The organism is Streptomyces africanus, from assembly GCF_002150735.1.
GTDB classification, from domain to species: domain Bacteria; phylum Actinomycetota; class Actinomycetes; order Streptomycetales; family Streptomycetaceae; genus Streptomyces; species Streptomyces africanus.
In genome coordinates this window covers 1-14,800 of sequence record NZ_MUKA01000227.1, presented here as the reverse complement: position 1 = coordinate 14,800, position 14,800 = coordinate 1, and the positions used below count along the sequence as shown (strand labels likewise).

Genomic DNA, 14,800 nt, shown 5'->3' with positions numbered 1-14,800 from the left:
GCCCCCGCCTCCCGCGCCGCCCGCGCCCCGCGCCCGCCATGAGCGCCCTGGGCCCGCTGCCGACGGCCCGGCCGGCCCCGCAGTCCCCGCCCGCGCGGACTCCCGACGAGCCTGACGAGCAGAACTGAAATGACCTGCTCCCGTAGCGTGTTCGCATGAACATGAGCCGTACGCGCAGGGAGCGACTGGTCGTGATCGGTGGCGACGCCGCGGGGATGTCCGCGGCGTCGCAGGCCCGCAGGCTGAAGGGCCCCGACGAGCTGGAGATCGTGGCGTTCGAACGCGGCCACTTCACGTCGTACTCGGCGTGCGGCATCCCCTACTGGGTGGGCGGCGACGTCAGCGACCGGGACCGGCTCATCGCCCGCACCCCCGAGGAACACCGCGCGCGGGACATCGATCTGCGGCTGCGCACCGAGGTCACGGAACTCGACCTCGACGGGCAGCGGGTACGCGCGCGTGACGCCGACTCCGGCGCCGAGTCCTGGACGTCGTACGACAAACTCGTGATCGCGACCGGCGCCCGGCCGATCCGGCCGGACCTGCCCGGCATGGACGCCCCCGGGGTGCACGGCGTGCAGACGCTGGACGACGGCCAGGCGCTGCTCGACACGCTGGCACGCACGCGTGGCCGCCGCGCAGTGGTCGTCGGGGCCGGATACATCGGCGTGGAGATGGCCGAGGCGCTCATCAACCGCGGCTACCGGGTGACGGTCGTCAACCGCGGCAGCGAGCCCATGTCGACCCTCGACCCCGACATGGGCCGCCTGGTGCACAAGGCCATGGAGGGCCTGGGCATCACGATGGTGAACGACGCCGAGGTCACCGAGATCCTCACCGGGGACGACGGCCGGGTCCGGGCGGTCGCCACCCAGGACCGCGACTTCCCGGCGGACGTCGTCGTGCTCGGCATCGGCGTCCGCCCCGAGACGACCCTCGCGACGGCCGCCGGACTCCCCCTCGGTGCCCACGACGGCCTCCTCACGGACCGCTCGATGCGGGTGCGCGGCCAGGAGAACATCTGGGCGGGCGGCGACTGCGTCGAGGTCCTCGACCTGGTCTCCGGCCAGGAACGGCACATCGCGCTCGGCACCCACGCCAACAAGCACGGCCAGGTCATCGGCACCAACGCGGGCGGCGGCTACGCCACCTTCCCGGGCGTGGTCGGCACGGCGGTCAGCAAGGTCTGCGACCTGGAGATCGCGCGCACGGGACTGCGCGAGAAGGACGCCCACCGCGTGGGCCTGCGCTTCGAGGCGGTCACCATCGAGTCGACCAGCCGCGCGGGCTACTACCCGGACGCCTCCCCCATGACGGTCAAGATGCTCGCCGAACTCCGCACCGGCCGCCTCCTCGGCGTCCAGATCGTCGGCCGGGAGGGCGCGGGCAAACGAGTCGACATCGCGGCGGTCGCCCTCACGGCGGGCATGACGGCGGAACAGATGACGACCCTGGACCTCGGCTACGCCCCACCGTTCTCCCCGGTCTGGGACCCGGTCCTGGTAGCGGCCCGCAAGGCGGCGGCAAAGGTGCGCGGTTCCTTGTGAGGTGGGGCGGGTTGGTGCCTTCAGGGGCGCGGGGAACTGCGCGAACGACCACAACAAGCCCGCACCGGGCAACGCACCCGCACCCCTACGGCGAAGCCCCTACGCAGTCCCAGCAGTGCCGTTGATCCGATCAATGGCCTGCCGGGCCTGCTCCGCCGGCGGCCGCGACGGCAAGGAGGACACCGACGCCGAAGCCGAAACCGCAGGCGGCTGCTCCCCGGCCGGCTTCGCGTGGGAAGCCACCCGGGTCGACCGCAACCGGTGGCTCACCGCCTCCTCCAGCGTCACGGGCCGCCGCATCTGGGCCGCCAGCCGCCCGGCATCCTGGCCGAGGCGGGCCACGTCCTCCCACGGCAGCCGCACCACCAGCGTCAGCTCCGCCTCGCCGTCGGGCAGTGCGTGCATCGGAGGAGTAACTCGGTCGTTCATCGCCTGTTCCTCACGTCGGCCCCGCGACCCGCCTTCCCCGCGCCGCGGGCGGTTGCCGAGACATACGGGCGCCCGGACGGCTGCGTTCACCGCCGCACCCGATTCGCCGGCGTCTGGTGCGGTGTGGTCACCGCCCGTCAGCCGGTCATGGCCAGCCGCAGCCCCAGTCCGACGATGACCGTGCCCGTGATCCGGTCCAGCACGCGGCGTGCCGCGGGACTCCGGAGCCGGACCCGCAGGGCGCGGGCGCAGCCGATGAGGACCGCCGACCAGATCAGGCCCAGGACGATGTGGACCGAGGCGAGCAGCACGCCGGTGGTGAAGTGCGGTGCGCCGGCGGGGATGAACTGCGGCAGCACGGCGACGTAGAAGACGCCCACCTTGGGGTTGAGCAGGTTGGTGAACGCGCCCTGACGCCATCCTTCCCCCAGGCTGTTGCGCACGGTCACCTCGTCGGGCGCGTCCCCGGCCGTCGAGCCCCGGCGGCGCAGCGTGTCCACCAGCATGCGCCCGCCGAGCCACAGGAGGTACGCGACGCCCGCCCAGCGCAGGATCTCGTACGCCGCATGGGAGGCGGTGATCAGGGCTGTGAGCCCGAGGGAGGTGAGGACGCCCCACACCAGGACGCCGGTCTGGACTCCCAGAACCACGCCCCAGGCCCTGCGGTGGCGGCCGAGCGCGGCGGTCCGCAGGATGAGCGCGGTGTCGATGCCCGGCGTGAGGGTGAGCAACCCGACGACCAGGACGAAGGACCACAGTGCGGAGTCAGGGGCCATGGCCATGCGGGGGGCCTTCCGTGGGCAGCAGCAGGACGTAACGGAGCTCCTGGCGGTAAGCGGGGAGCAGGACCTGTGAGGTGACGGTGATCGTCTCGGGGGAAACGTGGGGCAGGCGCAGTTCGTAGCGGTGCCCGTGCCGGTAGGCGAGGACCTTCGGGCTGCGGTCCCACAGCCCGCGGCACACGGGGTCGTCCAGGACGGCGTCGCGCAGCTCGGCGAGGTTCCGGTCGTCGGGACGGGTCACCAGTGCGAAACGCAGCAGGGCGAGGTACTGCACGGCGTGCCGTGGCCAGTCCACGATCTGGTCGCGGGCCGTGGCGGTGGTCAGTGCCCAGCGCATGAGGTTGGCTTCCGGTTCACGGACCCAGGGGAACCAGTGGGCCATGGCCGCGTTGTGGTCGAGGACGTTCCACGCCCGGTCCGTGAGGTAACTGGGGAATTCGGTCTGCGCCGAGGCGAGGTCGGCCAGCTCGTCCATGAAGTCCGGCGGGTCTTCGTCCTCGTCCGACTGTCCGCCGGCACCGGCGAGCGCGTGCCCGTACAGCGCCATGCGTTCGTCGGGGCCGAGCAGCAAAGCCTGGGAAAGGCGTTCGAGCACCTCGGTGGAGAGCGGTACGCGCATGCCGGTCTCGAGATTCCGATACCAGCGTTCACTCACGCGCATACGGTCGGCTACTTCTTTTTGGGGTAACGGTCTCCCCCTGTTCATTTTGTTTCCCGCTTCCACACGCCAAGCGCGCAGCAGATCGGGCAGCACACCTGTGCCGCATTTTCTGTCCGACACGGAAGAAACAGACTGGGTGCGACGTGACACTGCTCGGAAACACTCCCTCTGCGTATCGCCGGGAGAACACACCGTAACAAGGCCGGGGGTGACTCGCGAAAGCGGGTCGGCAAGAAGTGAAGGCCGTCACGTCGGTGAACGGAGTCCGCTCGGGGGCATATGCCCTGCTCGGCGCGGCAAGGTTGGGGAACCGGCAGAAAATTGCCGGTTCTCGACCGGTCGCCCGCCCTGTTCCGAGGTGCTCTTCCGGGAATTCCAGCATCGTAAAGCAACGGCAAAAAACTGCCGGTTGACGGACGTTGTCGGCCGCTGACAGCATCACCGACGTGCCGGATTCCAGACCGCATTCCGCGCGGCATTCACTGCACCGTTCAGTTCGCATCCGTCGTTATTCCTGCTCGCCACCCGCATTCCTTATGCCCTTGGCGATGCGTCCCCGCAGGGATTATCCGCTGCCCAAACCTTCAGAACACTTCGATCGCTTCGAACTCCAGGAGTACGCATGACCGTCTCCACCGCCGAGCCCGGCACGTTCACCGGCACCCCCCTCCCCGGGGACAGCAGCAGTCTGCACCGGGTGGTCCAGGACCTCGCCCGGGGCGTGCGGACCGCCCACCCGGTCCGGGACACCCTCGCCAACCAGGAGCTGGCGAAGGTTCTCGCGTCCTGGGACTCCGCCCCCGCTCCCGTGCACCCCGACGCGCTCGTCGCTCCCCTCTTCCCCGAGCCGTCGCGTGCGGCGGGGGTCCCCTTCCTGCCGAAGGAGCGGCTCCTGTCGCGGGAGGAGAAGAGCGCCGCCGCCGACGCCTTCACGCGGGTGCTGGAAAGCTGCGAGTTCACGAGCGGTCCCGCCGTCACCACCTTCGAGGACGCCGTCGCCGACTACCTGGGCCTGCCCTGCGCCGTCGCGACCGGCAGTGGGACCGACGCGCTCGTCATCGCTCTGCGTGCGGTGGGTGTCGGGCCGGGCGACGAGGTGATCATGCCGGCCAACAGCTTCGCCGCCACCGAGAACGCGGTCTTCGCCTGCGGCGCCGTGCCCGTGCTCGCCGACGTGACCCGGCCCGACGGCAACCTGGACCCGGAGTCGGTGGCGGAGCGGATCACTCCGCGCACCGTGGCCGTCCTTCCCGTCCATCTGTACGGCAAGCTCGCCGACATGGCGGGGCTGCGTGCCGTCGCCGACCGGCACGGCCTGCGGATCGTCGAGGACGCCTGCCAGGCGCTCGGGGTGACCGGTGTGGGGCGGTACTCCGACGCGGCCGCCCTCAGCTTCAACCCGTACAAGAACGTCGGGCTGTGCGGGAAGGCCGGTGCCGTCGTCACCGGCTCGGCCGAGATCGCCGAGCGCTGCCGGGTGATCGGCTACCACGGCTTCGAGCCGGGCCGGAAGAACGTCAAGTGCGAGGCGTTCGGGCTCAACGCGCGCATCGACAACACCATGGCCGCGATCGGTCTGGCCCTGCTGCCCTGGACCAGTCTGCGCGGGCTGCGGCGCACGTATCTCGCCCGGCGCTACGTGGACGCGCTCCGCCCCCTCGCCGAGGAGGGCGTGCTCGAAGCGCCCGCCTTCGCTCCCGACCACTCCTGGCATCTGTTCCCCGTCCTGCCGGCCGGCGGTGCGGCGGCCCGCGACGCGCTGCTGGAGGACCTGGCGCGCAGGAGCCGGGTGGAGTCGGACGTCTACTACCCCGTCCTGACGCACCGGCAGGAGACACCGGTGCGCGAGCGGCTCTTCGGACAGGCGCACCTGCCGCGGACCGAGTGGCTGCACAACCGGGTGCTGCACCTGCCGCTGCACGCGGGTCTGTCCCTCGGCGAGCAGGACCGCGTGGTGGAAGCCCTGTACGCGGCGACGCGCCGGGTCCGGTGACGGCATGACCGACACCCTGCCGTTCGACGCCACCGGCGGCCCGGCCCCCGGCCCGCCGCCCCACCTGAGGCTGCCGGAGCCGGCGGTCTGGGCCGCGTTCTCCGACTTCGACGAGACCTACCTGGCCCATGCCGCGACCCCTGGGCAACGGGCCCAACTCGCCGCGCTGGAGGAGTTCCTGCTGACGGAGGCCGTGGAGCACGGTCTGCTGTTCGGCTGGGTCACCGGCAGCTCGCTGGCCTCCGTGCGGGAGAAGATGGCGCGCTGCGGCGCCCGTGTCCTGCCGCACTTCGTGGCCGGCGCGCTGGGCACCGAGCTGACGTTCTTCCCCGACGGCGTCGCCCGCCCGGACCCCGAGTGGCGGCAACTGCTGCGGGACAGCGGATTCGACCGGGACCGGGTCACGAAGGCCGCGGACCGTCTCGCCCGGCACCGGGTCGAGCTGTTCCCGCAGAACGCCCCGCACACCGGGAACCCGACCGAGTTCCTGGTCAACTACTACTTCCGCTCCCTCGGCGACCCGCGGCGCGACGAGCGGAGCCTCGACCTCGTGCGCGACGTCGCTCGCGAGCACGGCCTCGGGCTCAACATCAGCCGCTGCAACCCCGCCACCGGGGACCCCGCCGACTGCTACGACGTCGACTTCCTCCCGCCGGTGTGCGGCAAGCGCAACGTCGTCCGGCACCTGTGCGCCCGCTTCGGCGTCGCCCCGGAGCGGACCCTCGCGTTCGGCGACAGCGGCAACGACCTGGAGATGCTGGGCGCCGTGGGCCACGGCTACCTCGTCGCCAACTGCACGCCCGAGGCCAGGAGCCGCTTCCCGCAGGTGTCGCCGCACCCGCACGCCCAGGCCCTCCTCACCGCCTTCCGTCACCACCTCCGCCACTGAACCGCTTGCCCAGATCCGGCGAGTCCGGGCCCAAGGGCCGTCCCTGAGAAAGGCAGACCATGCAGACAGGAATCATCGGCGCCGGCGGCATCGCCCTCGCCCACCTGCGCGCCGCCGAAACCGTCCCCGGCGTCGTACCGGCCGGTGTGTACGACGTGCTGCCGGACAAGGCGGCGGAGCTGGCCGAGCGCTTCGGCTGCCCCGTCTTCTCCTCGACGAGCGAGCTGTACCGGCACGTCGACGCCGTCGTCATCGCCTCGCCCAACCACACGCACGCCGACTACGCCGAGGAGGCCGTCCGGCACGGCAGGCACGTGCTGTGCGAGAAGCCGATGACGACCACGGTGGAGGAGGCGGAGCGCATCACCGCGCTGGCGGAGGAGAGCGGCCTGGTGTGCGCCATGGGCTTCAACTACCGCTATCTGGAAGCCATCCGCGAGATCAGGAACCTGGTACGGAGCGGGGAGCTGGGCTCCATCCTCTTCGCGGAGGCCGGTTTCCGGCGCGGCAGCGCCCTGACCCGCTCCCGTTTCACCTGGCGGGACAGCGACCTGGGCCGTTCCACCAGCGGCTCCCTCGGCGACCTGGGCGTGCATCTGGTCGACATGCTCGACCGCCTCTTCGACAGCCCGGTCGACAGCACGAGCTGCCGCACCAAGCTCCAGGTCAACGTGCCTCAGAAGGAGGGCCAGGACGTCCAGGTCGACGACTACGCCTTCGTCAGCGGCCGTCTGGAGAACGGCACCTTCTTCAACCTGGTCACCTCCAAGTCCTCGCTGCCGGAGGAGCTCGGCTTCTCGCTGAAGATCATCGGCGACCGCAAGGAGCTGTACTACCACTCCAAGGACGACACGACGTACTTCCTGAAATCCCGCGTCACCTGGGAGCAGGGCACGTTCGCCCGCGAGGAGACGCTCGCCTCGCCGCCCGGTGAGGTGCCCGGCTGGAGCGACACCTTCCGGCACCAGCTGCGGGAGTGGCGCGACGCGGTCACCGCACGGGATGCCGGCACCGCGCGGAGCGCCGACAGCGCCCTGGCCTGCTTCGGCGACGGGCTGCGCAGCCAGCGGGTGCTGGAGCGCCTGCTGGCGGGCGACCAGCAGTACGCGCTCGCCTCTTCGGTGACCTCGTGACACCGCGCGACGCACACGGCGGGGGCTCCACAGGGAAGAGGAACGTCTCTTGACCGGCACCTCGGCACAGGCCGCGCCGCCCGGCACCACCGTGGCACGGCCCCTGTTCAGTCCGTTCGCCGTCGTCGCGTCGTGCGTGGGCTTCGCCCTGATCGGGGCCCTCCAGGCGCTGTACGGTCCGGCGATCCCCGCGTTCCGCACCGAGTTCGGCCTGTCGCCGGCCGCCGCCGGGCTGAGCCTGAGCGCTCACTTCGTCGGGGGCGTGGCCGGTGTGCTGCTGCTCAACCGGGCGCACGGGCGGCTGGGCAACAGAACGCTGCTGTCCGCCTCGTACGCGCTGATGGCTCTCGGCGGGGCCGGCTTCGCGCTGGCCCCGGCCTGGCCGTGGGCGCTGGCCTGCGCGCTGGTGACCGGGGTGGGCTTCGGCGGCATCGACTACGGCCTCAACCAGCTGTTCTCGGTGGGGTTCGGCCGCCGCAGCCCGGCCATGCTCAACATCATCGGCGCGGCCTACGGCCTCGGTGCCGTGGGCGGTCCCGCGCTCCTGGGGCTGCTGGGCCCGGGCGAGTACCCGGCCGTCTTCGCCGGGTTCGCCGCGCTGTCCGCCGCACTGGTGCTGGCGCAGCGCGGCGTGCACGAGGGCGGGGAGGCGCCCGCCCCGCCGCCGTCCGACGAGAAGGGCGAGGAGAGCGAGGCGGGCACTCCCGGGCTGCGGGCCTCGGTGGCCCTGGTCGTCACGGTCTTCATCGTGCTGTACGTCCTGATGGTGGCGGTGGAGACCGGCGTCGGCGGCTGGGAGCCGACGCATCTGGAGTCCGTCGGCCACGACGCGGCGACCGCGGCCACTGCGACCTCGGCCTTCTGGCTGATGGTGACCGTGGGACGGCTGCTGGTCGCACCGCTGACGCTGCGCTGGTCCGTGCAGACGATCATGGTCGTCAGCTCCGCCGGCATGGTGGCCTGCCTGCTGCTCGCCCTCGTCCCGGCGGCGGCGCCGTACGCCTACGCCGGTGTCGGCCTCTTCCACGCGCCGATCTTCCCCACGGGGCTGCCGTGGCTGTCCCGGGCGGTGCCGCGGGCGCGGCGGGCGGGGGCCTATGTGATCGCCGCCTCGATGATCGGCGGGGTGGCCGCCGGGCCGGTGCTGGGCAAGGGCATCGAACTGGCGGGTGTCGACGCCGTACCGGTGCTGCTGGCCCTGCCCGCGGCCGGTTGTCTCGCGGCCACCTGGTGGCTGATCCGGGCCACCCGGGACCGCTCGCCGTCCCGAACCGCGAACTCGCTCACGTGAGAGGCTGAATGCTGTACGAGAACGCAAGCGACGTCATACTCGACGATATTTTCCTCGGTCTCACCGGCTTCATCCCCGGAGTGGAACTCGCCCTGAAACTGGAGGGGTTGAACCCGGCCGGGTCGATCAAACTGAAAACGGCGGTCGCACTCGTGGAGGCCGCCGAGAACAGCGGCGCCCTCGCCCCCGGCGGCCATGTCATCGAGTCCTCGTCAGGCAACCTGGGCATCGCGCTCAGCTCCGTCTGCGCCTCCCGGGGATACGCCTTCACCTGCGTGGTGGACCCGAACACGTCACAGCAGAGCAAGGCGCTGATGCGAGCCCTCGGAGCCGAGGTGGTCGTGGTCGGCGAACGCGACGAGTGCGGCGGCTTTCTGCAGTCCCGCATCGACTACATCGCGGCACGACTGCGCGAGCACCCCTCGCTGGTGTGGCCGAACCAGTACGCGAACCAGGCCAATCCCCAGGCGCACCACGACACGACCGCACCCTCGATCATCAAGCAGTTCCCCACGGTCGACCACCTGTTCGTCGGGGCGGGCACCACCGGAACGCTGATGGGCGTGGTCCGGTACTTCCGGCAGTACTCGCCGCACACCCGGATCGTCGCCGTGGACACGGAAGGGTCGATCACCTTCGGCTTCCCTCCGGGCCCCCGGCGCATCCCCGGACTCGGTACCAGCCGCCGGCCCGAGATCTTCCGTCCCGGTCAGGCCGACGAGACCGTCCTGGTGCCCGAGGCGGACGCGATCCGCATGTGCCGCCGGCTCGCGGCCGAACGGGGGCTGCTCCTCGGCGGATCGACCGGTGCGGTGCTGTCGGGTGTGCAGCGGCTGCGCGCGGACATCCCCTCCGGGTCCCGGGTGGTGGCGATCTCCCCGGACAACGGCGACCGCTACCTCCAGACCGTCTACAGCGACGCTTGGGTCCTCGACCACTACTCCCCCGCCGCCCTGGAAACGGCCGGCTGAACCCGCGAACACCGTCTCGGGAGAACAGGAACAGCGCATGTTCGAATTCAGCGTCATAGGGGGCCGAACGGCCCGGCAGATCATCGCCGACCACCGTCCCGGCATCGTGAGCGAGGTCAGGGAGACCTACCTCACCCACCAGGCCGGGGACACGGTGAACCCGGACAGCTACTTCCTCCGCTTCCCGGAGAAGCCGGACAGCCGGATCATCGCCCTCCCCGCCTATCTCGGCGGCAAGCACGGGCTGGCGGGGATCAAGTGGATCTCCAGCTTCCCGCGCAACATCGAGCGGGGCGTTCCCCGCGCCTCGGCGGCCCTGCTGCTCAACGACTACACGACCGGCTACCCCTTCGCGGTGCTGGAGGCGTCCCAGATCAGCGCTGCCCGCACCGCGGCCTCCGCCGTGCTCGCCGCCGAGGTGCTCACGGGCGGAACCGCCGCCCGGCGGGTCCTCCTGGTGGGCGGCGGCATCATCGCCCGCAACATCACGGAGTTCTTCGCCGCCCGGGGCTGGACCTTCGACAGCCTCGCGGTCCATGACCGCAGTCCGGAGTACGCCGCGGCGCTGGCCGACCACACCTCCACCCGGCTCGGGTACGCCTCGGAGGTGGGGTCCGACCTGCCGGCCGAGCTGGAGAAGGCCGACCTCGTCGTCCTCGCCACCACGGCCGCCGTGCCGCACATCGTCGATCCGGACTCCTTCGCCCCGGGCCAGGTGGTGCTGAACATCTCGCTGCGGGACATCGCGCCGGAGATCATCGCGGAGTCCTACAACGTGGTCGACGACGTCGAGCACTGCCTCAAGGCCGACACCTCCGTGCACTTGGCCGAGCAGGAGTACGGCCACCGGGACTTCATCACCGGGACGCTGGCCGACGTCATGCGGGGGGACGCCGTGGTGGGACGCGACAAACCCTTGGTCTTCTCGCCGTTCGGACTCGGTGTCCTGGACCTCGCGGTCGGCGCCTTCGTGTACCAGAAGGCCGTGGAGACCAACTCCCACACCGTCATCGAGGACTTCTTCGGGGAGACGCGGCGCTGGTGAGCGCCGGCTCGCAGTCACCCGCCATCCGAATCGCGCATGTCACCGCCCCTTCCGAAAGAGGACAAGCCATGCAGCCCGCCCGCTTCCTTCCCGGTCCGCCCGCTCCCCGTCCGGAGCGCGGGATCTTCTCCCTCGGCGACCTGACGTCCGAGACCGTGCACCGACTGGCGCGCCGCGCCTGCGACTTCTACGACGCCCCGGAGGCCGGCGGACGGCCGCTGGAGGGCCTGACGGTCGGGGTCCTGTTCACCCGGACCTCCACCCGGACCCGCACCGCGTTCACGGCGGGCGCCATCAAGCTCGGCGGCACGCCCGTGACGTTCGGTCCGGACGACCTCCAGACCAACACGGGCGAGTCGCTGACGGACACCGGTCGCGTGCTCGGTTCCATGCTGGACCTGCTGGTGGCCCGGACCGCGGGCCCGCTCCACGAGCTGCGCACGCTCTCCGGCTCCGGAGGCATCCCGGTGATCAACGCCATGGCGACCGAGGAGCACCCCACCCAGGGCATCTGCGACCTGGCCACCATGTCCCTGGTCAGGGGCGGCCTCGAAGGCGTGAGGGTCCTGTACGTCGGAGAGGGCAACAACACGGCGACCGCCCTCGCCCAGGGACTGTCGCACGTCCCGGGCTGCCGGGTCACCTTCGCCACCCCGCCCGGGTACGGGCTCCCCGCGGAGGTGCTGGATGAGGCCGCCAAGCGCGGCGCCGTACACGGCACGGAGGTGGTCGAATCGCACTCCATGGACGAGCTGCCCGACCGGGTCGACTTCGTCTACACCACGCGCTGGCAGACGACCGGCACCAGCAAGGGCGACGCGCACTGGCGGCAGACGTTCCGCCCCTTCCACGTCGACGAGGCCCTCATGAACCGCTGGCCGGACGCCTGGTTCCTGCACGACCTGCCGGCGCACCGCGGCGATGAGGTCTCGGCTGGGGTGCTGGACGGAGAGCGCTCCGTGGCCTGGATCCAGGCCCGGATGAAGCTCACCAGCGCCATGGCGGCACTCGAGTGGGCGGCCGGGACGGCCTGAGACCTCCGGCGCCGGGCGGGCCCGGGCCGTCACCGGGCGGTCTACGTGTGGACGTACGCGACGGGGCGGGCAAGCGCGGGGTGTGCGTGCCGCCGTGCGCCCCGGGCCGCGTCAGCGCGCCGTGTGCGTGTGCACGTACTCCACGAGCCGCGTCAGCGCGTCCGGGTCCGTGGACGGCATGACGCCGTGGCCGAGGTTGAAGACATGGCCCTCCAGGCCCGCCGCCGAGTCCAGGACCTCCCGGGTCTTGGCCTCGACGGCCTCCGTCGGGGCGAACAGCACGGTCGGGTCGAGGTTGCCCTGGAGCGCCTTGCCGGGGCCGACGCGGCGGGCGGCCTCGTCCAGCGGGACGCGCCAGTCGACGCCGACGACATCCGCGCCGGCCTCGCCCAGGAGCCGCAGCAGCTCACCGGTGCCGACGCCGAAGTGGATGCGCGGGACGCCGTAGCCGGCCACGGCCTCGAAGACCTTCGCCGACGCGGGCAGCACCGAGCGCCGGTAGTCGACGGGGGCCAGCGCCCCGGCCCAGGAGTCGAACAGCTGGACAGCGGAGGCGCCCGCCTCGATCTGGACCTTCAGGAAGGCGGCCGTGATGTCGGCGAGGCGGTCGAGCAGGTCGGCCCACAGCTCGGGGTCGCCGTACATCATCGCCTTGGCGTTCTCGTACGTGCGGGACGGGCCGCCCTCGACGAGGTAGCTCGCGAGGGTGAAGGGGGCGCCGGCGAAGCCGATCAGGGGCGTGCCGCCGAGTTCGCGGGTGAGCAGGCCGATGGCCTCGGTGACGTAGGACACGTCCTCGGGGGTCAGATCGCGCAGCTGGGCGAGGTCCGCGCGGGTGCGGATAGGGCGCTCGACGACCGGGCCGACGCCGGGCTTGATGTCGAGGTCGACGCCGATGGCCTTGAGCGGGACGACGATGTCGCTGAAGTAGATCGCCGCGTCGACGCCGTGCCGGCGCACCGGCTGGAGCGTGATCTCGGTGACCAGCTCGGGCCGCATGCAGGACTCCAGCATCCCGATGCCCTCGCGCACCTTGCGGTACTCCGGCAGTGAGCGCCCGGCCTGCCGCATGAACCACACCGGCGTGTGCGGCACGGGCTCGCGCCGGCAGGCCTTGAGGAAGGCTGAGTCGTACGGGGCGGACGGCTGCTGGGCCCGGGGGGCGTCGTTGGCACTCACGGGCCAAGTTTCGCACGCCCCTGAGGGGCGTGATTCAGCCCCTGGAGAGGCGCGGGGTGTCTAGCCCGGCACCCGGGCTCCGGTCCCCGTAACCTTCCGGCATGGCTGCGGCTCAGGGACGACTGTCGGACGGCGCTGGCGGAATGGACGAAGCGAAGGACACCGAGAAAGACCGGCGGGAGGCGGACACCGCCCCGCTGCCCTTCCGGGCCGCCGTCGAGGCGCTCAAGGCGGCGCGGCTGCGGCCCCAGATCGAGGTGGAGCCGACGCCCCCGCCGAAGCGGCTCGCCCCCTACGCCCACGCGCTGGAGGCCGCGGTCGTCGACGGCGACGAGGACCTGGCCGACGGCCGGCTGGTTCTGCTGCACGACCCGGCGGGACACGACGCCTGGCAGGGCACGTTCCGGCTGGTGACGCTGGTGCGCGCGGAACTGGAGCCGGAGATGGCCGCGGACCCGCTGCTGCCGGAGGTGTGCTGGTCCTGGCTGACCGGCGCGCTCCAGACGCGCGGGCTGACGTACGGGGAGCCGAGCGGCACCGTCACGCGGGCGAGCTCGCACTACTTCGGCGGTCTGTCCGCGCGCCCGGCCGCCTCGCAGATCGAGATCCGCGCCTCCTGGACGCCGCGCGAGGGCCTGGGCGGGGTCCCGGACACGGCCGCACACCTGGCGTCCTGGTGCGATCTGCTCGCCCAGGTCGCCGGGCTGCCGCCGGCCGGGCCGGGAGACGCGTCGGTGGTGACGCTGCCCCAGCGGCGAGGACCGCAGTCCCGCTGATCGCACCTGTTCCGACCCCGTACTGATCGAACCTGTACGGGGCGGTCAACGCTGCCCTGCCGACGATCACACCTGCGTCCCCCTCTTGGCCGAATCACTTTGTCGATACGGCCACTTTCGACCGCGTACCGACGCAGACCGAAACCGTCCGGCCTTCGAATGATCGACCGCGTGTCCGAATTGTACGGATTGTTATCACCGATTCGTGATCATTCTCTAAAGGCGGACGGGTGGGGTGCCGAAGACGACTGTGACCTTGAAAGCACGGTTCGTCCCGGCTTCACCCCCACGAGCCGGCCCCGTCCCGCACCCCAGGAGGCCTGGTGTCCGTTCTCCTCGAGCAGCCCGCAAGCCTGGTCGCCTACCGCCCGAACAAGCCGACCGCCATGGTGGTCGTGGCCGACCCGCGCGTCCGCTCCACCGTCACCCGCCACCTGTGGGCGCTCGGTGTGCGCGATGTCATCGAGGCCTCGTCCGTCGCGGAGGCTCGTCCCCGCATCGGCAACCCCCGCGACATCTGCGTCGCCGACGTCCACCTGCCGGATGGCTCCGGCCTCACCCTGCTGTCCGAGACCCGCGCCGCGGGCTGGCCCAACGGGCTCGCCCTCTCCGCCGCCGACGACATCGGCGCCGTGCGCAACGCGCTCGCCGGCGGCGTGAAGGGCTATGTCGTCACCGGCACCCGCACCAACCTCGGGCTCCCCACCCGGCCGGGCGCCGCCCCCATCGGCGCCGCCGCCGCGCGCCTGCACCGCCGCCCCCCGGGTGCCCCGAGCCACCCGGGCGGCTACCGCGAGCTGTCCGGACGCGAGGTCGAGGTGCTGCGGCTGGTCGCGGAGGGCCAGTCGAACAAGGCGATCGGCGTCTCGATGGGCCTGTCCGCGCTGACCGTCAAGAGCCACCTCGCCCGCATCGCCCGCAAGCTCGGCACGGGCGACCGCGCCGGCATGGTCGCGGTGGCCCTGCGGACCGGAATCATCCACTGACCCGCCCCACGATGACCCTTGGTGATCATTCACTCCCGACCTGACTGGTTTGCGACCCCCGGCCGCCCGTCGACGGAACGTTCC

Annotated in this window: 14 protein-coding genes; 10 read left to right on the top strand and 4 right to left on the bottom strand. The window is 71.7% G+C overall.

Going from position 1 to position 14,800, the window contains the following annotated elements; translation table 11 throughout:
- Positions 1 to 155 precede the first annotated feature (155 nt).
- Positions 156 to 1,547: an FAD-dependent oxidoreductase gene (locus tag CCL05_RS26680; protein ID WP_086563034.1), complete on the top strand. Its 1,392-nt coding sequence runs from the start codon at positions 156 to 158 to the stop codon at positions 1,545 to 1,547.
- A gap of 99 nt (positions 1,548 to 1,646) precedes the next feature.
- Here CCL05_RS26680 and CCL05_RS26675 read toward each other — a convergent pair whose 3' ends face one another.
- The 3 genes from CCL05_RS26675 to CCL05_RS26665 form a co-directional block, all read right to left on the bottom strand.
- Positions 1,647 to 1,976 carry a hypothetical protein gene (locus tag CCL05_RS26675; RefSeq protein ID WP_086563033.1) on the bottom strand — a complete coding sequence of 110 codons (330 nt, stop codon included), beginning with the start codon at positions 1,974 to 1,976 and terminating at the stop codon, positions 1,647 to 1,649.
- Positions 1,977 to 2,113: 137 nt separating this feature from the next.
- Positions 2,114 to 2,752, bottom strand: a complete 639-nt coding sequence (locus CCL05_RS26670) for a LysE family translocator (protein WP_086563036.1) — start codon at positions 2,750 to 2,752, stop codon at positions 2,114 to 2,116.
- Positions 2,742 to 3,512, bottom strand: a complete 771-nt coding sequence (locus CCL05_RS26665; protein ID WP_279629947.1) for a helix-turn-helix domain-containing protein — start codon at positions 3,510 to 3,512, stop codon at positions 2,742 to 2,744. Before CCL05_RS26665 ends, CCL05_RS26670 begins: the two co-directional genes overlap by 11 nt.
- 529 nt (positions 3,513 to 4,041) lie before the next feature.
- Between CCL05_RS26665 and CCL05_RS26660 the strand changes: the two genes are divergently transcribed.
- The 7 genes from CCL05_RS26660 to CCL05_RS26630 all read left to right on the top strand — a co-directional run bounded on the left by CCL05_RS26660 (position 4,042) and on the right by CCL05_RS26630 (position 11,775).
- Positions 4,042 to 5,412 carry a DegT/DnrJ/EryC1/StrS family aminotransferase gene (locus tag CCL05_RS26660; RefSeq protein WP_086563031.1) on the top strand — a complete coding sequence of 457 codons (1,371 nt, stop codon included), beginning with the start codon at positions 4,042 to 4,044 and terminating at the stop codon, positions 5,410 to 5,412.
- Between the two features lie 4 nt (positions 5,413 to 5,416).
- A complete protein-coding gene (locus tag CCL05_RS26655; protein WP_086563030.1) occupies positions 5,417 to 6,301 on the top strand; it encodes an HAD-IIB family hydrolase in 885 nt (294 codons plus the stop codon).
- A gap of 59 nt (positions 6,302 to 6,360) precedes the next feature.
- Positions 6,361 to 7,434: a Gfo/Idh/MocA family protein gene (locus tag CCL05_RS26650; RefSeq protein ID WP_086563029.1), complete on the top strand. Its 1,074-nt coding sequence runs from the start codon at positions 6,361 to 6,363 to the stop codon at positions 7,432 to 7,434.
- A 49-nt stretch (positions 7,435 to 7,483) separates the two neighbouring features.
- Complete coding sequence (locus CCL05_RS26645; protein ID WP_244204421.1) at positions 7,484 to 8,725, top strand: MFS transporter; 1,242 nt, start codon at positions 7,484 to 7,486, stop codon at positions 8,723 to 8,725.
- A gap of 8 nt (positions 8,726 to 8,733) precedes the next feature.
- Complete coding sequence (gene sbnA, locus CCL05_RS26640; protein ID WP_086563028.1) at positions 8,734 to 9,696, top strand: 2,3-diaminopropionate biosynthesis protein SbnA; 963 nt, start codon at positions 8,734 to 8,736, stop codon at positions 9,694 to 9,696.
- A gap of 37 nt (positions 9,697 to 9,733) precedes the next feature.
- Positions 9,734 to 10,741, top strand: a complete 1,008-nt coding sequence (gene sbnB / locus CCL05_RS26635) for a 2,3-diaminopropionate biosynthesis protein SbnB (protein ID WP_086563027.1) — start codon at positions 9,734 to 9,736, stop codon at positions 10,739 to 10,741.
- 68 nt (positions 10,742 to 10,809) lie between these two features.
- Entirely contained in the window at positions 10,810 to 11,775 is a 966-nt protein-coding gene (locus CCL05_RS26630; RefSeq protein ID WP_086563026.1) for an ornithine carbamoyltransferase, read from the top strand.
- Between the two features lie 111 nt (positions 11,776 to 11,886).
- Here CCL05_RS26630 and hemE read toward each other — a convergent pair whose 3' ends face one another.
- Complete coding sequence (hemE, locus tag CCL05_RS26625; protein ID WP_086563025.1) at positions 11,887 to 12,954, bottom strand: uroporphyrinogen decarboxylase; 1,068 nt, start codon at positions 12,952 to 12,954, stop codon at positions 11,887 to 11,889.
- A gap of 101 nt (positions 12,955 to 13,055) precedes the next feature.
- On the opposite strand from hemE, the gene CCL05_RS26620 reads away from it, so the two are divergent.
- Positions 13,056 to 13,730 (top strand): DUF3000 domain-containing protein, encoded by a 675-nt coding sequence (locus tag CCL05_RS26620; protein WP_086563024.1) that lies wholly within the window; start codon positions 13,056 to 13,058, stop codon positions 13,728 to 13,730.
- A gap of 323 nt (positions 13,731 to 14,053) precedes the next feature.
- Positions 14,054 to 14,716: a response regulator transcription factor gene (locus tag CCL05_RS26615; protein WP_037671863.1), complete on the top strand. Its 663-nt coding sequence runs from the start codon at positions 14,054 to 14,056 to the stop codon at positions 14,714 to 14,716.
- Positions 14,717 to 14,800 lie beyond the last annotated feature (84 nt).